A 20,356-nucleotide genomic window follows, 5' to 3' on the forward strand; every position below is an offset into this window, starting at 1 on the left:
AGCTTCTCGAACATCGAATAGAGCTGCGCGGCCTGCGCGCCCATCGGCGTCGTTGCACCGGCTGCACTTGCTGCCTGCTGCGATAGCTTCAGATCCTTCAGCATCAGGCTTGCGGCAAAACCCGGCTTATAGTCGTTGTTGGCAGGCGAGGTCGGCACCGGACCCGGTACCGGACAATAGGTCGTCAGAGACCAGCATTGTCCGGACGACGTCGAAGCCACGTCAAACAATGCCTGGTGCGACAGACCCAGGCGTTCCGCCAGCACAAAGGCTTCGCAGACACCGGCCATGGAAATGCCGAGGATCATGTTGTTGCAGATCTTCGCCGCCTGGCCTGCACCGGTTCCGCCGCAATGGACGATCTTCTTGCCCATGGCATCGAGCAAAGGCTTACCGCGGGCGAAGGCCTCGTCGCTACCACCGACCATGAAAGTCAGCGTGCCGGCCGCAGCACCGCCAGTTCCACCGGACACAGGGGCATCGAGCGAGGGGCAGCCGATCTTTTCCGAGAGCGCATGCGCCTTGCGGGCGCTGTCGACGTCGATTGTCGAGCTGTCGATCAGGAGCGTGCCCGGGTCGACGAAACCGAGAAGTTCGTCCCAGACATAGAGAACATGGGCACCGGCGGGCAGCATGGTGATCACGCATTCGGCCCCGCGCACCGCCTGCGCAATCGAGCCGGCGACGGAGACTCCGGTCTTTGCCGCCGCGTTGCGCGACGCTTCCGACAGGTCGAAGCCGCTGACCGCATGGCCCGCCTTGACCAGATTGGCGGCCATCGGCCCGCCCATGTTGCCGAGCCCGATAAAGGCGATCTTCGTCATGTCATTCCTCCTCGCATTGAAACTCGGCCTGGCCGAAAAGGCGCCCATCCTCCGGCGCTAGAACAGTGGCGGGTGGTCCTTCCCGGCGAAACGCGCAAGCATGGCAGGCGTAACGTCGGCCAGCCCGACACTCCATTTCGGATTACGGTCCTTGTCGATCACCGCGGCCCGCACACCCTCGTAAAAGTCGGGATTGCCGAGCATGCCGAGCGTCGCCGAATATTCCCGTTCAAGACATTCGTTCAGCGACGCGCTGCGACGGCCGGCGCGCAGGAGATCGAGCGTCAGCTTCATGCTGAGTGCGGAACGCGAGTTCAGCAGAGCCAGCGTTTCCCTCGCGAAATCAGAACCATCAACCTCAAGTGCCGCCAGAATCTCTTCAACCGTATCGAAGGCAAAGCATCGGTCGATCAGCGCAAGTTGCCCCTGAAGCGGCGTTGCCGGCGCTTCCGACGCGTGCTTTGCAATCACCGCGTCGATATCCGCGCCATTTGCCGTCGACGGCTGCGCTGCAAGTTCGGCGATGAGTGCTTCCAGCTTGTTCGAGCCAACGAAACGATCTGCGAGCCGTGCACGGATCGCGTCGGCCGCCACGATATCCCGGCCGGTGAGGCCCAGATAGGTGCCGAACTCGCCGGGTGCCTTCGGCAGCAGCCAGGTCGCGCCGACATCCGGGAAGTAGCCGATCCCGGTCTCGGGCATTGCCAGCCGGGTGCGCTCGGTCACAATGCGGTGGCTGCCATGAGCGGAAATCCCGACGCCGCCGCCCATGACGATGCCGTCCATGATGGCGATATAGGGCTTGCGGTAGCCGGAGATGCGGCTGTTGACGACGAACTCCTCGCGCCAGAACTGAGCGCCCTCTGCCGGGCGCTCACGGCCGCATTCATAGATCATGCGGATATCGCCGCCGGCGCAGAGCCCGCGCTCGCCCTCGCCCGTGACAACCACGGCCGCAACCTGCGGATCGTTCTCGAATTCGGTCAGCGCCGCTGCGATCAGCCGGATCATCGGGACATTGAGACTGTTGAGTGCGCGCGTGCGGTTCAGCCGGATCCTGCCTATCGCCCCCTGGCGCGCGACGATCACTTCCGGTGCTGGCGTCTGCATTTCCATGAGCGGTCTTCCCGTTTCTGGCCTATTTCCGGCCGATAAGCGAACGCGCCACGATGAGACGCATGATTTCGTTAGTGCCCTCGAGAATCTGGTGCACCCGAAGGTCCCGGACAATCTTCTCGACGCCATAGTCGGCGAGATAGCCGTAGCCGCCATGAAGCTGCAGCGCGTCGTTGGCAACGGCGAAGCAGCGATCGGTGACGAAGCGCTTGGCCATGGCGCAGAGTTTCGTCGCCTCCGCATCACCGGCATCGAGCGCCGAAGCGGCGCGCCACAGGAAGGTCCTGGCGATTTCGAGATCGGTCGCCATGTCGGCGAGACGGAACTGCAGCGCCTGGAATTCGCCGATCGCCTTGCCGAAGGCGCGACGCTCCTGAACGTAGGCGAGCGCCTTTTCGAAGGCGGATTGAGCACCACCAAGCGACGCGGCGGCAATGTTCAAGCGACCGCCATCGAGCCCGCCCATGGCGATCTTGAAGCCGTCGCCTTCGCCCCCGAGGCGGTTTTCCGCGGGCACCCGCACACCGTCGAGGATGACGGCGCGGGTCGGCTGCACGTGCCAGCCCATCTTCTTCTCGTTGGCACCGAAGGTAAGCCCCGGCGCGTCCTTCTCGACGATGAAGGTCGAGATGCCCTTGGGACCGTCCTCGCCGGTGCGCGCCATGATCACGTAGAGACCGGATTCGCCGGCGCCAGAAATGAACTGCTTCTGGCCCGTCAGGACATAATCATCACCATCCTTTACCGCCTTGGTCTTCAAGGCAGCGGCATCCGAACCGGAACCGGGCTCGGTCAGGCAGTAGCTCGCAAGCACGTCCATCGTCAGGAGCTTGGGCAACAGCCGTTGGCGCTGCTCTTCGGTGCCATAGCGGTCGATCATTCCGGCGCACATGTTGTGGATCGACATGAAGGAGGCGACAGCCGGGCAGCCGGTCGCCAAGGCTTCGATGATGATCGCAGCATCAAGCCGGGTCAGGCCCGTGCCGCCGACATCGTCACGGACATAGATGCCGGCCATGCCGAGTGCTGCGGCACCGCGCAGCGTGTCGACCGGAAAATGCTTCTGCTGATCCCAGTCGATCGCGTGAGGGGCGATCTCGTCGCGGGCGAAATCGAGCGCCATCTGACGAATGGCCTCCTGCTCCTCCGACAGGCGAAAATCCATATGCATGTCCTCCCTGACCGCATACCGGCTGCAGGCTTCTTTTAAGCCTGCAGCAACTCAGAGCGCTGCAGCGACCTTTGCGCGTCTCGGAAGTCGCGCGGCGCTGCAGGCAATTGAGGCCTAGTTACACCAAACTTCGGGCAGGCCCAGATGCAACTTCTCACAGGCTCTGTTCAAAAATGAACAGACGATCCCGATCAACTCTCGCTTAGACGATACGGCAGAGCGCCGCGTAAGTCATGATCCACAATCAGGCGACGCTTCAATGGCGGTACGGCGCGGCTCGCGCATTTCGTCCGTTCGCAGATACGGCAGGAAATGCCGATCGGGTCGAAGGCGGCGCGGTTGCCGAGGTCCATGTCATCGGCATAGACGAAGGCATCGGCGTAGGAGACCTCGCAGCCGAGCGCCAGCGCATAGCGCGGCTGCGCGGCACGGAAACCACCGCCCCCCTTGGTGATCTGGGTGGCAAGACAGAGGTAGCGAACTCCGTCCGGCGTTTCAGCCAGCTGACGGATGATGCGGCCCGGCGTCTCGAAGGCCTGATGCACGTTCCAGAGCGGACAGGCGGCGCCGAAGCGGGCGAATTGCAGTTTCGCGGCGCTGTGGCGCTTGGTGATATTGCCGGCGCGATCGATGCGGGCAAAGAAGATCGGAATGCCCTTCTGCCCCGGCCGCTGCAGGGTCGAAAGGCGGTGGCAAACCTGCTCCAATGACGCGCCGAAACGGGCGGCGAGCAGCTCGATATCGTGCCTCAGGTCGCGGGCGGCCTTTAAGAACGCCTGGTAGGGCAGGATCAGTGCGCCGGCGAAGTAGTTCTGCAGGCCGATGCGACAGATCTCATAAGCCTCTTCGGTGCGGAAACCGGCGCTGCCGGCCACCCGGTCGATCTCCTCGCGGGCATGGAGCTGAGCGATCTGCAGGGCGATCTGAAAGTCGCGCGTCGCCGCCGGTGCATAAGGGTTGAGCGTCAGGATACGGGCACGCGGATCGAAGCGACGGATCGCCTCGTCGCCGGCGGCACCGCGCACGACGCGGACGCCATGGCGCTGCTCCAGATAGGCTGCCAGCGCTGCGTGGTTGTCGCCCTCGCCGAGCCCGAGTTCGCCGGCAAGCCGCTCTGCGAGCATATCGATCTCGTGGATGTAGTTGTCGACGAAATGGAAGAAGTCGCGCACTTCCTCATAGGGCGTGGTTTCGACGAAGGGGCCGCCGCGGCCGATCGTGTCGTCGATGCTTGCGAGCTGTTCGCTGTTGCGGCGGTAGGCCTGGTGGCAGGTGATCAGCGCATGCGCGAGCCCCGGCGCATTCTGGGCGACGAGCTTCAACTCCTGCAGGCTTGCCGAATAGGTCTCGAACAGGGGGTCGCTGAGCGCTTCCGAGAGCGCCGAAAGCAGGCGATCGCCCTCTCCAGTCGAAAGTTCCGCGATATCGATCTGGAACTTCTCGGCGAGCGCCAGTAGCACCGCGGCCGAAACCGGCCGCTGGTTGTTCTCGATCTGGTTGAGATAGCTGGTGGAAATACCAATTCGTTCGGCGAACTGGCCCTGGGTTGCCTTGTTCGCCTCCCGCAATTCCCTGACCTTGCGGCCGATATAGAGCTTGCCGATTGCCATGTTTGCAACTTTGCAATTTACGTTTCACAAATTTCTCTATTTCACATTTGCACATGAAGGGACGTTTTTCCATCCAACCTTCGACGCTATTGCGAAGGTCGAAGCGCCTCTGCACAATCGTTGAAAAAGCCGGGCATCAAAAAATCGGGAGGGCACCATGCGCGCCATACTAGAACAGGTCGAAGCCCGCCGGGCGGAAGCAAGAGCCGGCGGCGGCCAGCGGCGGATCGACGCCCAGCACGGCAAGGGCAAGCTGACGGCGCGCGAACGTATCGAGGTGCTGCTCGATGAAGGCTCCTTCGAAGAATACGACATGTATGTCACGCACCGCTGCGTCGACTTCGGCATGGAAGGCCAGAAGGTCGCGGGCGACGGCGTCGTCACCGGCTGGGGCACGATCAACGGCCGCCAGGTCTATGTCTTCTCGCAGGACTTTACGGTGCTCGGCGGTTCGCTCTCGGAAACGCATGCGCAGAAGATCTGCAAGATCATGGATATGGCGGTTCGCAACGGGGCGCCGGTCATCGGCCTCAACGACTCGGGCGGCGCGCGCATCCAGGAAGGCGTGGCGTCCCTTGCCGGCTATGCCGAGGTCTTCCGCCGCAATGCCGAAGCCTCGGGCGTCATCCCGCAGATCTCGGTCATCATGGGACCCTGCGCCGGTGGAGCCGTCTATTCGCCTGCCATGACCGACTTCATCTTCATGGTGCGTGACTCGTCCTACATGTTCGTGACCGGGCCCGACGTCGTAAAGACCGTGACCAACGAGATCGTCACGGCCGAAGAACTCGGCGGTGCGGGCACGCACACAAAAAAGTCCTCCGTCGCCGACGCAGCCTACGAGAACGACATCGAAACGCTTGAGCATGTGCGCCTGCTCTTCGATTTCCTGCCGCTCAACAACCGAGAGAAGCCGCCGATCCGCCCCTTCCATGACGATCCGGCGCGGCTCGAAATGCGTTTGGACAGCCTGATCCCCGATAGCGCCACCAAGCCCTACGACATGAAGGAACTGATCCTGGCGCTCGCCGACGAAGGTGATTTCTTCGAGTTGCAGCAGAGCTTTGCCCGCAACATCATTACCGGCTTCATCCGCATGGAAGGCCAGACGGTCGGTGTCGTCGCCAACCAGCCGATGGTGCTCGCCGGCTGCCTCGACATCGACAGTTCGCGCAAGGCCGCGCGTTTCGTGCGCTTCTGCGATGCCTTCTCGATCCCGATCCTGACGCTGGTCGACGTGCCCGGCTTCCTGCCCGGCACCGCGCAGGAGTATGGCGGCGTCATCAAGCACGGCGCCAAGCTGCTCTTTGCCTATAGCCAGGCGACCGTGCCGATGGTGACGCTGATCACCCGCAAGGCCTATGGCGGCGCCTACGACGTCATGGCCTCCAAGCACATCGGCGCCGACGTCAATTATGCCTGGCCGACCGCCGAAATTGCTGTGATGGGCGCCAAAGGCGCGACCGAAATCCTCTACCGCTCCGAACTCGGCGATGCCGAGAAGATCGCCGCGCGCACGAAAGAGTATGAGGAGCGCTTCGCCAACCCGTTCGTGGCGGCCGAGCGTGGCTTCATCGACGAGGTGATCATGCCGCATTCGTCGCGTCGCCGCATCGCCCGGGCCTTTGCATCGCTGCGCAACAAGCAGGTCGATGTTCGCTGGCGCAAACACGACACGATCCCGCTCTAATGGAGGCGACGATGGAACGGGAGCCGGAACGCGTGATGACGCCGGAAGAGGCCCGACGCGACCACTGGCAGATGCTGCGCTACATGACCGTCAACGCGCTGATTGGCGTCACGATCGGGGCAATCACGGCCGGCGTGCTGATCTGGCTCAACATCGGCGCGGTCGGCACGCACATCATCCGCTCCACGAGCCCAGTGCTTGCCACCCTCATGGTCGTCGTACCGTTCGCGCTGCTCTTCGGCGGTGCGGCTGCGGCATCCTCGATCGCGCTTCTGCCCTATCGCCGCAAGTTCAAACGCTGACGCCGCCCCCAAGGATTTGAGAAAGTAACAAGATGTTCAAGAAAATCCTCATCGCCAACCGTGGTGAAATCGCCTGCCGCGTCATCAAGACCGCGAAAAAGCTCGGTATTGCAACGGTCGCCGTCTATTCCGACGCCGACCGCGACGCGATGCATGTGCGCATGGCGGATGAAGCCGTGCATATCGGCCCCTCGCCCTCGGCGCAGTCCTATATCGTCATCGACAAGATCATCGACGCGATCCGCAAGACCGGCGCCGATGCGGTTCATCCGGGTTACGGTTTCCTCTCGGAAAACGCCGCCTTTGCGCAAGCGCTGGAAAAGGAAGGTGTCGCCTTCATCGGCCCGCCGGTTGGCGCGATCCAGGCGATGGGCGACAAGATCACCTCGAAGAAGCTCGCAGCTGCAGCGGGTGTCTCCACGGTTCCCGGCCATATGGGCCTGATCGAGGATGCTGACGAGGCCGTGCGGATCGCCGCGTCGATCGGCTATCCCGTGATGATCAAGGCGTCGGCCGGTGGCGGCGGCAAGGGCATGCGCATCGCCTGGAACGATCAGGAGGCGCGCGAAGGCTTCCAGTCTTCGAAGAACGAGGCAAAGAACGCGTTTGGCGACGACCGCATCTTCATCGAAAAGTTCGTGACCGAGCCGCGCCATATCGAGATCCAGGTGCTCGGCGACAAACACGGCAACACGCTCTATCTCGGCGAGCGCGAGTGCTCGATCCAGCGCCGCAACCAGAAGGTCATCGAGGAAGCCCCCTCACCGTTCCTTGACGCCGAGACCCGTAAGGCCATGGGCGAACAGGCGGTCGCGCTCGCCAAGGCCGTTGGCTACCATTCGGCCGGCACGGTCGAATTCATCGTCGACGGCAAGCGCAACTTCTACTTCCTCGAAATGAACACCCGCCTGCAGGTGGAGCATCCGGTGACTGAGCTCATCACCGGGCTCGATCTCGTCGAGCAGATGATCCGGGTTGCCGCCGGTGAGAAACTCGCTTTTGGCCAGGCCGACGTAAAGCTCAACGGCTGGGCGATCGAAAGCCGGCTCTATGCCGAAGACCCCTATCGCAACTTCCTGCCGTCGATCGGCCGGCTGACGCGCTATCGTCCCCCGGTCGAGGGCACAAGCGACAACGGAACGGTGACGCGCAACGATACCGGCGTTTTCGAGGGCGGCGAGATCTCGATGTTCTACGACCCGATGATCGCCAAGCTCTGCACCTGGGCACCGGATCGGCAGACGGCGGTAGACGCCATGGCCGACGCGCTCGATCAGTTCGAGGTCGAAGGCATCGGCCACAACCTGCCCTTCCTTTCAGCGGTCATGCAGCAGCAGCGCTTCCGCGAAGGCCGGCTGACGACCGCCTATATCGCCGAGGAATTTGCCGACGGCTTTCACGGCGTTGCGGCCGACGAGCAGTCGCTTCGCAAGATCGCGGCCGTCGCCGTCTCGATCAACCAGGTGCAGCAGGAGCGCGCCAGCCAGATTTCCGGCACGATCGGCAATCATCGCCGCGTCGTCGGCCATGACTGGGTGGTCAGCCTTGCCGATCATGATCTCGCGGTAACGGCCGGTTCATCCGCAGACGGTTCCTATGTGAGTTTCGCCGATGGCGTGCCGCTCACCATCGCCGGCGACTGGGCGCCCGGCCGCACGCTTGCCACCTTCAACATCGACAATGAACCCTTGAGCGTCAAAGTCGATCTGGTCGGAACCGCCATCCGGCTCCGCTGGCGCGGCATCGACGTCATCACCCACGTCAGAAGCCCGCGCGTTGCGGAACTGGCGCGGCTGATGCCGAAGAAGCTGCCGCCGGACACCTCGCGCATGCTGCTCTGCCCGATGCCGGGCGTCATCACCTCGGTCTCGGCCAAGGCCGGAGACACCGTCGAAGCCGGCCAGGCGCTCGCAGTGGTCGAGGCGATGAAGATGGAGAACATCCTGCGCGCCGAGAAGCGGGCCGTGGTCAAGCGTGTGGCGGTCGCCGCCGGCGCCAGCCTCGCGGTTGACGAACTGATCATGGAATTCGAGTGATGGCGACGGCCGTCGACGCCATCATCCAGGAGAGCATCCGATGACCGAAAAAACCATCAAGGACTGGGAAACGCTCGCCGAGCGTGAACTGAAGGCGGCGCCTGAAAGCCTCACCTGGCAGACGCCCGAGGGCATTGCGGTGAAGCCGCTCTATACGGCCGGCGACCTCGACGGCATCGATCATCTTTCTTCGCTGCCGGGCTTCGAGCCTTTCGTGCGCGGGCCGCGCGCGACCATGTATGCCGGGCGTCCCTGGACGATCCGCCAATATGCCGGCTTCTCCACGGCAGAGGCGTCCAACGCCTTCTACCGGAAGAACCTTGCGGCCGGACAGAAGGGCCTCTCGGTTGCTTTCGACCTTGCTACCCATCGCGGCTATGACAGCGACCATCCACGCGTCGAAGGCGATGTCGGCAAGGCGGGGGTTGCGATCGACTCGGTCGAGGATATGAAGATCCTGTTCGACGGCATTCCGCTCGAGGAGATGTCGGTGTCGATGACCATGAACGGCGCGGTGATCCCGATCCTAGCCTCGTTCATCGTCGCAGGCGAAGAACAGGGCGTTTCGCGCGACAAGCTCTCGGGGACCATCCAGAACGACATCCTCAAGGAGTTCATGGTCCGCAACACCTATATCTATCCGCCGGAACCCTCGATGCGCATCGTCGCGGATATCATCGAGTATACGGCGAAGGAGATGCCGAAGTTCAATTCGATCTCGATCTCCGGCTATCACATGCAGGAGGCCGGCGCGACGCTGGTGCAGGAACTCGCCTTCACGCTTGCCGACGGGCGCGAATATGTGCGCGCCGCCCTCGCCAAGGGGCTGAACGTCGATGAGTTCGCCGGCCGACTTTCCTTCTTCTTCGCGATCGGTATGAACTTCTTCATGGAAGCGGCGAAGCTTCGGGCAGCACGCCTGCTGTGGACGCGGATCATGCAGGAGTTCGAGCCGAAGAAGCCGTCGTCGCTGATGCTGCGCACCCATTGCCAGACGTCCGGTGTTTCGCTGCAGGAACAGGATCCCTACAACAACATCATCCGCACCGCCTTCGAGGCGATGTCGGCAGCCCTCGGCGGCACGCAATCGCTGCATACCAACTCCTTCGACGAGGCGATCGCGCTGCCGACGGAGTTTTCCGCGCGCATCGCCCGCAACACGCAACTGATCCTGCAACACGAGACCGGCGTCACCAAAGTCGTCGATCCGCTGGCCGGTTCCTATTACGTCGAGAGCCTGACCAATGAACTCGCCGAAAAGGCCTGGGCGCTGATCGAGGAGGTCGAGGCGATGGGAGGCATGACCCGTGCGGTCAACGCCGGCCTACCGAAGCGTCTGATCGAGGAGGCGGCAACGCGCCGTCAGGCCGCCGTCGACAAGGGCGAGGAGATCATCGTCGGCGTCAACAAGTACCGGCTCGACAACGAGGAGCCGATCGACATTCTGGAGATCGACAACAGCGCCGTGCGCGCCGCGCAGATCCGCCGGATCGAGGAGACCAAGCGTCGCCGCGACGGCGTCAGGGTGAGAGAAACGCTGGACGCGCTCTCCGCGGTGGCAAAGAGCGGCGAAGGCAATCTGCTTGCGGCGGCCGTGGAAGCCGCTCGCGCACGCGCCACCGTCGGCGAAATCTCGGACGCGATGCGCGGCGCATTCGGCGATCACGCGGCAACACCCAAGGTCGTCAGCAAGATCTATGGCAAGGCCTATGAGGGCGAGCCGGAGCTTGACGTTCTTTCCGGACGCCTCGACGAGGTCTCCGCAAAGCTCGGCCGCAAGCCGAAAATCATGGTCGCTAAGCTCGGCCAGGACGGCCACGACCGCGGCGCCAAGGTCATCGCCTCCGCCTTCGGAGATATCGGCTTCGACGTGCTCGCCGGCCCGCTGTTTCAGACACCGGACGAAGCCGCCGACATGGCGCTTAAGAGCAAGGTCAACGTCATTGGCGTCTCCTCGCTTGCTGCCGGCCACAAGACGCTGATGCCGCAGCTGGCGGAAGCCTTGAAGAAACGCGGCGGCGAGGATGTGATCGTCATCTGCGGCGGCGTAATCCCCCGTCAGGACTATGACTACCTGATGGACAATGGCGTGTCGGCCGTCTTCGGCCCGGGCACCAATGTGCTCGATGCCGCACGCGCGGTGCTCGATCTGATCGAAGGCAAGCGCCGCAATATCTGACGGGTCGGGGCGGAGGGCGTTTGCCCCTCCGCCAACTCCGCACGGTTGTCGGCGCCGATCTACGCAACTATGTTGTGTTCATGACGTCGATTGCCGAAGTCTTCGGACCCTTTGCTCTGATGGGGCGCCTGTTCGTTCGCTTCTGGCCGCAGCTTCTCTTGATCGGGACCTGCGGCTACATCACGCATGATCTCCTGATGCGTGCCGCAGTCTTCATCGGCCTGGAGCATCCGCTCGGCGGTATGGTGACACTGTCTTTCGTCGTGCTGGCAAAGCTCGTCGTCATTGTTCTGATGTTCATGGCGCTTCGACCGGGCCTGCCCGCACTCGAAGCGCTCCGGCAGCAGCCGGCGGCAGCGCGTGCCGCGAGCGCGGCACCGAAAGCCGACCGCCGGCTGATCGCCGTGACCGCCGCCGCCATCCTGCCGTTCTTTGCCTATTATGCCGCCTGGGGCTTCCTGGGCGATACGGTTCGCGAATATTCGCGCTTGGCGCTCAATGCCGTTGCCTTGGGCGAGGCGGCTGACTTTTTCGACATATCGAGATCGCGGGGCGTACTCGTGTCGATCGCGCTGTGCTGGCTGGTGCGCTGGGGCGCAAAACGCATGAGCAAGCGCAGTGAGGCTCCCTTCTGGCGCCTGCTGGTGGTCGCCGCAGACGCGAGTTGGATCTTCATCGGTCTTTATGGCCTGTCTGTCTGAAAGGACCAGTTCATCAGCTGGCTCGGCGCCGGCAAGCTTCTCGGCATGAACGAACTCACCTTCACCGGCATTGCGCATGCTGCCGAGACCTTCGTACCGGTGGAACTGAGAAAGCCCGATTGGAATGCGCAGGCGGAGGGCCTGTTCTTTTACGCGCTTCTTCCGATCATCTGGCTGGTCATGGCGGCAATCATCAACGGCTACGAACTTTTGAACCCGGCACCGCGCACGAAGCCGTCACCGCCACGGCGACGCGGAGCCAGAACCTTTCGCAAATGGGTTGCCGATTTCCTCGACCACTTCATCAGCGATTACCGCTCCCGTTACAGCCCGATCTGGACTTGCTTGAAGCTGACGCTCGGTTCGGGGCTCGCGACCCTTTTTACCTTCATCATCGCCTACCGCGCCATTGCCTGGATGGGCGCCTGGATTTGGTACGCGGCGACGCGAACGTTCAGCATGGGCGACCTGCAGAGTTGGCAGTTCGTCTTCGATGTTCTCGGCCTTCTCATCGGCAGCCCCAGCGATCTCGATGGCGGCATCGTGCTCGACGCCCTGCGCATCACCTTGCTGGCGGCGATGCTCGAACACGCCGTGTCCCGCCAGGCCGAGAAGAGCGAAATCAGCTACGCGTCCACTTGAAGATCAGGGTCTCGTCGCTGGCGCCGGGAAACTCGATCCGCAGCGAAAGATCACGTGCCTCCGCGGGAACGATGAAGCTCTCGGCCATGCGAACTGCGGTGCCGTCCTTGGCATCGCTGAAAGCCGCGCCACCGCAACGCGGCCACTCGGCCACGTCCGGATACATCTTCCGGACGATCGGTTCTGTCAGGGAGACGGGTTCGAACCGGCGCCCTTTGTCGTCGATCAGCCGGACGAGGCAGGCTCCCTGCAACAGCACGGCTCGATCGGTCGGCGACGCCTCGAATTCGGCGAGAATGACGCGCGCGTCATTGGTGCGCGGCAGACGTCTCATGTCGAGGAGCTTCCACTGTCCACCGGCGAAGGCCTGCGTCACGCCAACCTCGACGACGATTTCCGCCTTGGCGGTACTCAGCCAATGGCTCTCTCGAAGGCTCTCCCATGCACGGACGACAAAGGCGAGCGGTAGCGCGACCATCAGCGCCAGCAGGCAGGTCCAGAAGGTGCGTTTCTCGCTCATGCCGGTCCCTCCTCAGCGCGCAGCAAGCGTCCAGGGCGTGCCGCTGCTGCTGCGCCCAATGGTGACGGACGGCTTTATATCCACTGGCTGCTTGTCACCGAGCATTATCCAAAGCTCCTCCGCCAGCGGCATCACACGGCTTCGAGAGACCAGCAGCGTGCCGCTGGCGACGGCGGCTTCGGGAAGCTCGAAGGCAAGAAGCACCGGCTTCGGCAGGCCCGGCTCCAGCCTTTCCGTCAGCAGATAGCCGGGCACGGTCGAGAACCGCTGGCTGAGTTCATAGCGCAGGCCATTGCCTGCCAGCCATTGTGCGGATGTCAGCGTCATGGTTTCCGTCTTGGCGACGGCAGCGCCTTCGATGATCAACCAGACGCCGGATGAGGAATAGTCCTTGACGCGTCCGAAGCTCTCGACCTTAACCTGGCGCGCCAGATGCACGTTGGCCGCACCGAAAGCGAAGTCCCGGGTTTCCACCCGTTCGCCGGCTGCACCGCGAATGGCGATCGGCGCAGTGATGTCGCCGTAGCCGGGCGTGTTGTTTCGCATCGCATAGAGCACGGCGATTGCAAGCCCACAAAGGAGCAGCGTGCGGAAAGCCGATATCATTGCTCCGTCGTCTCCGCAGCTTGGCTGACCGCCAATTCAACCACCGCAGCCTCGCCGTCGTCGAACCAATTTGGTGCGCCGTAGAGGTTGTCACGTGGCTTGTAGATCTGTTTGCCGATGGACAGCGAAAGCTTTTCCGGCTCCGGACGATCCGGCGGCCACTCCCAGACCGCGATCAGCTTCTCCGGCATGTTCGGGTTGACCGCACTGGCGATCCATTTGTCCCTGGCGAGATAATAGATCGGCTTCGGCGATACGACTTCCTGCCCGTCCCTGATCGTAATCAGGTTCATGAAGGCATTGCTGGTGGCGACCGATCGGTTGTCGAGGTCGAGATCCACCATCAGGAATCGCTTCGGCTCGAATGGCTTGGTGCCGGTCGGCGGCACGGAGGCCATGGTGGCGTCGTTGATCGTCACCAGCCACCGGCCGGTATCGACCGCCTCACCCTTGGCAGCGCTTACGGCGGGCGCCGGGTTGGCCGCATCATAGACTGCCGTCGCAAAGGAGACCGCAGCCGCCGCCATGCCGCCGATTCCGGTGACCAGCATGATCAAAAGGCGCTGCCTGATTTTCGATCGTGGCACGACCGGCATTTGTCCTCCGTCCGCCCTCGGATGTTGCAACCGGAAGATAGGGAGGTTCGCGCGGAAAATCAAAACACGCGTATCGGCGCGAGCGTGTTTGTCGGACCGTCTCAGTTCAACAGCATCTAGATCCGTTGCATCTCGATCGGCACCACCTGACGGCGCGGGTCGGTGTTAGGCGGCCCTTTTTCGAAAGTCGCGCGAATGGGCAAAGGCTCGCCGTTTGCTTGCGAGGCCACCATATGCATCTGCAACCGCTCGCCGCGGCGAACGAACTGGATACTAAAAGGCCTGCCGCCGTACACGCCGGAAACGGTCGGCATCCACCGCCCCTTGCCGACCGCAAGCTCCACGTCGGCGAACCCTTCAATCTTCACGACGGCCTGCCAGCCCGTGTTGCTCGTGACGGTCAGCAGGCCGCCGTGTCTGACGAAACCGATATAGCACTTGCTACAGTCGCCGGCCGTCGACGTCAGTTGTCGCCATTGCCCGGCAAAGGCATGGCCATCCGCCTGCGCGGCCACTGCAAGCGCGAGGAACGTTAGGCCGGCCATGCCGACCCTGCAGAGAAACTTCACGCCTCAACTCCCTGATCGTCGCCAACCGTCTTTGAGACCGTCATAGGGCACTGCTCGTACATGCACTGATTGCACGATACATCGACAGCAACCCAGATGGAATAGCCGAGATATGGATCGCTTCCCCGGCCGATTTCCCCCTGCATTGGCGCTTGCCTTCTTGGCACGACGGACGACAATCGAGTGGAGCGGAAAGGGGTGAAACCAGGTACCGTTTCATCCGCCGTCCTCCGCTTCATGAGGGAGGCCTTTGATGCGAAAGCTGCAATCGCAAGGGGTTCATCACATCACGCTCGTCGGCGCCGACCGACAGACGTCGATCGATTTCTGGGAGGGGCTTCTCGGCATGCCCTTCATCTTCGAGCAGCCGAATCTCGACCGGGCAAGCGAAAGCCACCTCTATTTTGACCCGGGCGATGGCCGGCTGATTACCATCTTCACCGACGAGAACCGCAAGCCCGACCCCGAGCGCACTGCGACGGATATCGGCTGTGTACACCACATCGCCTTCGCTGTTTCGCGCGCGACGTTTACCCAGGCGGTGGAGCGGCTCAACGAGCGAAACATCCGGCACAGTGGCGTCAAGGATCGCGGCTTCATGGATTCGATCTATTTCGAGGATCCGCTCGGGCTGCTGGTCGAACTTGCCTCCTATCGCTTCGAGCCGCCGCCGGGCCACAGCCACGCCGAGGTGCTGATGGAGGCACACAAGGTCAGGGTCGCACGCGGCGACTACAACATCGCCGAGGTGCACCTGGCCGACGCCATCGAGACGCTGATCGAGCGTACCCGGCCGACGCTGTCGCCCGACCGGGAGCCGAAGGATCCTTATCGGTCGCGATAGGCCCTTGGTGGCCCACCGCCTGTCGTTCAACGCACGCGACCGGGCCGGCGAGCGAGCCGGAACCGCAGGATCGCGGGCAAAGGGAGGAGTGACATGTCTGCAATCAAGCTCAACGTGATCAAGCCCAGCGTCAACAACATGACGGCGCGCGTCTTCCTGAGGGCCGCCAAACTCGATTTCAACGAGCAGGATGTCTATGGCCAGACGCGCACGGCCGAGTATCTGGCGAAAGCGCCTTCGCATCTCACGCCGATGATGGAGACCGCGGACCTGCCCAAAGGCGCACTGTGGGAGAGCTGCGCGATCATGCAGTACCTTTGCAACAAGCATGGGCTCGACCAGTTCTATCCGAAGGACCCAGAGACCCGCGCCATGATCGACAGCGCCATGTTCTATCTGATCGGCACCTTCTATCCCTACCTCGCCCGGGCCACCTATCCGGTTTTGAACTTCCCGCTCTATCCGGGTGAAGTTGGCTGCAGCGATGCGGACGCAGAGACGAAGGAGAGGGCGCGCCGCGCAGCAGTTGAAGCACTTGCCGAACCGCTTGACGTCTTTCGCACGTTCTATATCGGCGACAAGCCCTTCATCGGCGGGGCCAGGCCCTCCATCGCCGACATCCGGCTGGCGGCAACGCTCGAATTCCTGGCGGCGATCGACTACCCGTTGCCGGGTTGGGCGAAGACCTATGTCACGAAAATGGAGGAGACACTTGGCGACGCCTACACCGGGCCGGCCACCGATGTGCGCGGCTACATCAGTTACGTGAAAGGGCTAAACTAGACGGGCCCGTGCGGGCTCCATCGGCGGCCATTTCGTCATTGAACCAAGAGCACGATGCCGGTTGCGCCGAGCGCCAACGTCCACAGGCGATCGAAGTTGATCCATGTCGAGCGGAGCACCGCAAGGCCAAGCCACTCGAAGACGGAGGTCGCCACCACCGCGACGACGGCCAGCATTGCTGCGCCATGAACCGCAACGGCGGCGAACGCGACCGGAAGCGAGCCTGAGATTGCAAGATCGCCAGGACGATCCGCCACGCAAAGGCTGAGGGCCGCCGGCACCAGCATCAGGCCCGCCCCATGGCTCGTCGCCATCAGGAAAGACCAGAGGCCGAGACCGGCCATGCCGACCCGCATGCCGACCCTCACCCGATGACGGTGTCCGTAGAGCGCGCCGTAGGCAGCGACACTGAGAATGAGCAGAGCCGCGACCAGCCTGAAATGGAGCGGCTCCAGCACTGCGCCGAACATGACGACAACCGCCAGCGTCAGGCTGGCCGAGACGGTGTGCCCCACCGCGATCGGCGCAAGCGACAGCCAGACGATCCGGCGGCTCTGGCGGTGAAGACCGAGCGCCACGGCAAAGAGCCAGCCCATCGCCGGATTTATGCCGTGAAAGGCGCCGAGGGCGACAATCGAAAGCCACGGCCAGACGGTCGTCATTCGTCCAAGCAGAGCCGCACGGCCACCCCTCCCTATGGATAGCAATAGGAATCGGACGAGCAGTCCCCGCCTTCGAGGCGAACCTGGTGCGGGCGATGGCCTTTCGGCCAGTCGACGAAAAACTTCTCGTCGAAGGCGATCCCACCACCGTCGGCGACATCGAGTTTGACCATCCAGCCGTCGATTCCATCGGGATAGAACTGCGGATCGATGGCGCCGTAGAGCGAATTGGTGAAATAGACCCGCTTGCAGTCCCGGCTGATCTCGACCATTTGCGGTCCGCCGTTCAGAGCGCCATTCTTCGTCTTCGGATGGCGCGCACGCGAAACGATGCCGCCGATCCGCACCCGGCCCGTTTCCTTTGGCGCAAAGGGGTCGGATACGTCGTACTGGATCATGTCTCCGGTGCCCCAGCAGGAGACGTAAAGGAACCGGTCGTCCATCGACAGATCTATATCAGTGACGAGCGGCGCGACGGCGCTGAAGCCTTTCAGCACCGGCGGCAGGAGATCCGGATCGGCCGGTTCCGCCGGAATCTCGATCACCTTCTTGACCGCCCAGCGGTCGCCGTCGCGATACCAGGTCCAGATCGATGCCGAGAGATCCTTCAGGCTGATGACGCAGCCGACGAAACCATAGGCCTTGGTCGGATCATGGGCCGGGCGCAGTTCGAAGACGAGTTGGTGTTCCTCACCGAAATCGATCTCCTGCAGGTGCTTGCGCTTGTGCAGATCCCAGAAATGCAAGCGCCGGCCGTATTTCGAGCCGAGCAGCACCTCCGGAACCAGCCCGTTCTCGAAGGTATCCGGCGTGCCCCATTCGCTGGTGATCATCGTGTCATGGCCGAGATGCCACCAGAAATCATAGGCGAGCTTCTGCGGCCCTCGATCCATTTCCCATTGCCCGAGCACGTCGAAGCTCTGATGGTCGAGCAGGAAGATGCCGCCAGGCGCCTTGCCGTCGCGGTCGGCGAGTGCGTTGACGTAGATGCCTTCAGGTCCGCAATGGGTGGTGTGCAGCCGCGAATAATTTGCCTTCTCGGCAATTTCCGCGGGCTCGATCACCCGGACGATCTTCGGATTGCGCGGGTCCGGCTTGGTGTCGATGATGTGCAGGCGAGAGGACCTCAGGCCCGGCACCACCAGATAGCGCCGCTCGACATGTGGATGCGGCGCGTTGGGGCAGAGGCACGAGGAACAGGCGTTCCAGCCGAAATGATGCAACTCGTCGCCGACATTCGGCATCTCGACCTGGCCGACGATTTGCGAATAGTTCGGAGAGGCCGGATCGACATCGACAACCGCGATGGCATCCGGCCTTCTTCGGTCCGGATCGAACGCCGCCACATAGGCGAGCGTTTCCTTTGGTGCCTTGGCCGCCATGCGCGGTGATGGATAGAAGGAGGGATCGGGTCGCCACGTCGCCATTACCATTCTCCCTTTAGAGAATTCCCAATGCGCGGTTCCTGATGCAGGCCTTTGATGCGGCAAAAACGCGTCGGAAATGCGGCCTGTCCGCCTTATTTCGTCGATCGCGCGCTTGTGACTGGATGTGGCCTTGTCGCCGCGAGGCGGTTGGCGACGCGCTCCTATGTCTCGATCCGCAGCTTCATCCGGTCAGCGGCAAAGCGGGTGCGGGAATACTCGATCGGTTTGCCGTCGAGATCGGCATTGAGCGATTGCGCCTCGAGCACGATTGCGCCAGGGGAGAGCTTCAGCATCGAAAGCTCCTCGGCGTCGGCATGGCGGGCGACGATTTCGGTCGAGGCGCGCACATAGTCGTCAAGCCCATGGGCGGCAAAGGCCTTGGTGACGGAATGCAACCGTTCAAACTCCTCGGCCATGCGCGGAAAGCGGTGCGCCGGATAGTAGCTCGACGACACTGACAGCGGTCGGCCATCGCCGCTGCTGACGGTCCTGAGTTCGATCACCGGATCACCGGGTCTGATGGCAAGCGCGCTCGCCACTTCGCCGGTTGCCGGCAATTCGGCGTGGCCGAGCAGCCGCGAGCCGATTTCCTTCACCTGGTGGCCGAGACCCTGTGAGAATCGCGTGCGCTTCGAGATCGGATAACTCACCCTTTCCTTGCGCTCGATCATCGTGCCGCGCCCCTGGACGGCACGCACCAGCCCCTCTTCGGCAAGCGCCGCCAGTGCGCTTCTGACCGTGTGCCGGTTGACGCCGAACTCACCGGCAAGCACCGTTTCCGGCGGCACCATGCCGGTCGCGTCATAGTCGCCATTGCTGATTGCCAAGCGGATCCGGTCGGCGATCTGTCGCCACAGGGCGACGCCGGTCTGGCGCTCCACCACTTTTCGCATTGCCGGGTCTTTTCGCATTGGCATGTCACAAGCCTGTCATTTGCGGACGTTATGGAAAAGTATAAGATGTACAGTTGTCTAGATCAATAGACATTTGAGGTGAAAATGATGGATGCGAAGCTGAAACAGGAAAGCCCGCCGGATCCGGCGCGCAAGAAGGCCATGGGGCTCTTCGCCCGCGCAACCCTCGACGAGCTCACCGCCGCTTGGGAAGCGCTGGCCGACAAGCCGGAGGTTCATCCGGTTCGCGGTCCGGAAACCGGTCTCGTCATGGTCCGTGGCCGCATCGGCGGTGGCGGCGATCCCTTCAATCTCGGCGAGGCGACAGTCTCGCGCGCCACCATCCGCCTTTCGACCGGCGAAATCGGCCACGGCCAGATGCTCGGCACCGATCGGCAGCGCGCACGGCTCGCGGCGATCTTCGATGCACTGTCCCAGCGTGACGGCGACAAGGCCAGCGTCGAGGCTCTGCTTGGCCGCGTTGCCGAACGGCTCGCGCAGGAAGAACGCCGCAAGGCGGAAGAGACTGCTGCAACCCGCGTCGACTTTTTCACCATGGTCCGGGGAGACGACTGATGGCCAGCCAATCGCAGATTTACGCCGGCGCCTTTGCCGATCCGGTCTTTGCTGCCCAATCCGTCTTTCGCGACCTGATGGACGGTTTCGCCCGTCCGGGCACGGCCAAGCGCCTCGCTTCGACGAGCACGCCTCCTGCTCCGCTCGGTGCGGCCGCTGGCGCGGTTGCCCTCACGCTCTGCGACCATGATACGCCCGTCTGGCTGACGCCGGCGCTCGGCAAGTCGGCGGTTCCGCAGTGGATCGCGTTCCATACGGGCGCCGCGGTCACCACCAGCAAGACCGAAGCCCGCTTCGCCTTCATCGAAAAGGCCGCCGCCTTCCCGGGCTTCGACCAGTTCTCGCTCGGCACGCAGGAATATCCGGATCGTTCGACGACGCTCGTCATCGAAGTCGAAGCGCTGACCGGCGGCCAGGCATTCGTCGCCAAGGGTCCCGGCATCAAGGACGAGACGGAGGTTGCAGTGAAGGGCCTGCCGGAAGTCTTTCTCGAATTCTGGACCGCCAATCGCGCGATCTTTCCGCGTGGCGTCGATCTCGTGCTGACCGCCGGCGACAAGCTCGTCTGCCTGCCACGTACAACCCGTCTTTCGCTCAAGGAGGCGTGAA

21 protein-coding genes (1 of these 21 only partly in view) are annotated in these 20,356 nt (G+C 62.9%); 10 read left to right on the forward strand and 11 right to left on the reverse strand.

Annotated elements, in window-relative coordinates:
• The 4 genes from mmsB to LAC81_RS23600 all read right to left on the reverse strand — a co-directional run.
• On the reverse strand, positions 1-824 hold the 5' portion of the coding sequence (gene mmsB, locus LAC81_RS23585; protein ID WP_223729590.1) for a 3-hydroxyisobutyrate dehydrogenase. The gene continues 73 nt to the left of window position 1, outside the view; 824 of the gene's 897 nt are visible here — the first part of the coding sequence; the start codon lies at positions 822-824; its stop codon lies beyond the left edge, outside the window.
• Positions 825-881: 57 nt separating this feature from the next.
• Positions 882-1,940 (reverse strand): enoyl-CoA hydratase/isomerase family protein, encoded by a 1,059-nt coding sequence (locus LAC81_RS23590; protein ID WP_223729591.1) that lies wholly within the window; start codon positions 1,938-1,940, stop codon positions 882-884.
• Between the two features lie 22 nt (positions 1,941-1,962).
• Positions 1,963-3,105: an isobutyryl-CoA dehydrogenase gene (locus LAC81_RS23595; RefSeq protein WP_223729592.1), complete on the reverse strand. Its 1,143-nt coding sequence runs from the start codon at positions 3,103-3,105 to the stop codon at positions 1,963-1,965.
• A 197-nt stretch (positions 3,106-3,302) separates the two neighbouring features.
• Positions 3,303-4,721, reverse strand: coding sequence for a helix-turn-helix domain-containing protein (locus tag LAC81_RS23600; RefSeq protein ID WP_223729593.1), 1,419 nt, complete (start codon positions 4,719-4,721; stop codon positions 3,303-3,305).
• Between the two features lie 157 nt (positions 4,722-4,878).
• On the opposite strand from LAC81_RS23600, the gene LAC81_RS23605 reads away from it, so the two are divergent.
• The 6 genes from LAC81_RS23605 to LAC81_RS23630 are packed head-to-tail and all read left to right on the forward strand — an operon-like array spanning position 4,879 to position 12,271.
• Complete coding sequence (locus LAC81_RS23605; protein WP_223729594.1) at positions 4,879-6,411, forward strand: acyl-CoA carboxylase subunit beta; 1,533 nt, start codon at positions 4,879-4,881, stop codon at positions 6,409-6,411.
• Between the two features lie 11 nt (positions 6,412-6,422).
• Complete coding sequence (locus LAC81_RS23610; RefSeq protein ID WP_223729595.1) at positions 6,423-6,713, forward strand: hypothetical protein; 291 nt, start codon at positions 6,423-6,425, stop codon at positions 6,711-6,713.
• Between the two features lie 32 nt (positions 6,714-6,745).
• On the forward strand, positions 6,746-8,749 hold the full coding sequence (locus LAC81_RS23615; protein WP_223729596.1) for an acetyl-CoA carboxylase biotin carboxylase subunit: 2,004 nt from the start codon (positions 6,746-6,748) through the stop codon (positions 8,747-8,749).
• Between the two features lie 40 nt (positions 8,750-8,789).
• Positions 8,790-10,928, forward strand: coding sequence for a methylmalonyl-CoA mutase (scpA, locus tag LAC81_RS23620; protein ID WP_223729597.1), 2,139 nt, complete (start codon positions 8,790-8,792; stop codon positions 10,926-10,928).
• Between the two features lie 20 nt (positions 10,929-10,948).
• The gene (locus LAC81_RS23625) at positions 10,949-11,629 is read left to right on the forward strand and encodes a hypothetical protein (protein ID WP_223729598.1); all 681 of its coding nucleotides are present in this window, start codon (positions 10,949-10,951) and stop codon (positions 11,627-11,629) included.
• Positions 11,630-11,674: 45 nt separating this feature from the next.
• Entirely contained in the window at positions 11,675-12,271 is a 597-nt protein-coding gene (locus LAC81_RS23630) for a hypothetical protein (protein WP_223729599.1), read from the forward strand.
• Here LAC81_RS23630 and LAC81_RS23635 read toward each other — a convergent pair.
• The 4 genes from LAC81_RS23635 to LAC81_RS23650 form a co-directional block, all read right to left on the reverse strand.
• Positions 12,252-12,791 (reverse strand): hypothetical protein, encoded by a 540-nt coding sequence (locus LAC81_RS23635; RefSeq protein WP_223729600.1) that lies wholly within the window; start codon positions 12,789-12,791, stop codon positions 12,252-12,254. The genes LAC81_RS23630 and LAC81_RS23635 overlap by 20 nt on opposite strands.
• Positions 12,792-12,803: 12 nt before the next feature.
• Positions 12,804-13,397, reverse strand: coding sequence for a hypothetical protein (locus LAC81_RS23640; RefSeq protein WP_223729601.1), 594 nt, complete (start codon positions 13,395-13,397; stop codon positions 12,804-12,806).
• Positions 13,394-13,993 (reverse strand): hypothetical protein, encoded by a 600-nt coding sequence (locus tag LAC81_RS23645; protein ID WP_223729602.1) that lies wholly within the window; start codon positions 13,991-13,993, stop codon positions 13,394-13,396. Before LAC81_RS23645 ends, LAC81_RS23640 begins: the two co-directional genes overlap by 4 nt.
• A 116-nt stretch (positions 13,994-14,109) precedes the next feature.
• Positions 14,110-14,562: a hypothetical protein gene (locus LAC81_RS23650; protein ID WP_223729603.1), complete on the reverse strand. Its 453-nt coding sequence runs from the start codon at positions 14,560-14,562 to the stop codon at positions 14,110-14,112.
• Between the two features lie 253 nt (positions 14,563-14,815).
• On the opposite strand from LAC81_RS23650, the gene LAC81_RS23655 reads away from it, so the two are divergent.
• On the forward strand, positions 14,816-15,406 hold the full coding sequence (locus LAC81_RS23655) for a VOC family protein (RefSeq protein ID WP_223729604.1): 591 nt from the start codon (positions 14,816-14,818) through the stop codon (positions 15,404-15,406).
• Positions 15,407-15,499: 93 nt separating this feature from the next.
• Positions 15,500-16,189, forward strand: coding sequence for a glutathione S-transferase family protein (locus tag LAC81_RS23660; protein ID WP_113538745.1), 690 nt, complete (start codon positions 15,500-15,502; stop codon positions 16,187-16,189).
• 35 nt (positions 16,190-16,224) lie between these two features.
• Here the strand turns inward: LAC81_RS23660 and LAC81_RS23665 are convergent, their stop codons facing one another.
• The 3 genes from LAC81_RS23665 to phnF all read right to left on the reverse strand — a co-directional run bounded on the left by LAC81_RS23665 (position 16,225) and on the right by phnF (position 19,171).
• The gene (locus tag LAC81_RS23665; protein ID WP_223729605.1) at positions 16,225-16,851 is read right to left on the reverse strand and encodes a hypothetical protein; all 627 of its coding nucleotides are present in this window, start codon (positions 16,849-16,851) and stop codon (positions 16,225-16,227) included.
• 32 nt (positions 16,852-16,883) lie between these two features.
• Positions 16,884-18,278, reverse strand: a complete 1,395-nt coding sequence (locus LAC81_RS23670) for a selenium-binding family protein (protein ID WP_223729606.1) — start codon at positions 18,276-18,278, stop codon at positions 16,884-16,886.
• A gap of 161 nt (positions 18,279-18,439) precedes the next feature.
• A complete protein-coding gene (phnF, locus tag LAC81_RS23675) occupies positions 18,440-19,171 on the reverse strand; it encodes a phosphonate metabolism transcriptional regulator PhnF (protein WP_223729607.1) in 732 nt (243 codons plus the stop codon).
• Between the two features lie 108 nt (positions 19,172-19,279).
• Here phnF and phnG point away from each other — a divergent pair, with 108 nt between their 5' ends.
• Entirely contained in the window at positions 19,280-19,747 is a 468-nt protein-coding gene (phnG, locus tag LAC81_RS23680; RefSeq protein WP_223730308.1) for a phosphonate C-P lyase system protein PhnG, read from the forward strand.
• Positions 19,747-20,355 carry a phosphonate C-P lyase system protein PhnH gene (gene phnH, locus LAC81_RS23685; protein ID WP_223729608.1) on the forward strand — a complete coding sequence of 203 codons (609 nt, stop codon included), beginning with the start codon at positions 19,747-19,749 and terminating at the stop codon, positions 20,353-20,355. Before phnG ends, phnH begins: the two co-directional genes overlap by 1 nt.
• Position 20,356: the final 1 nt, after the last annotated feature.

Source organism: Ensifer adhaerens (genome assembly GCF_020035535.1).
GTDB lineage: Bacteria > Pseudomonadota > Alphaproteobacteria > Rhizobiales > Rhizobiaceae > Ensifer.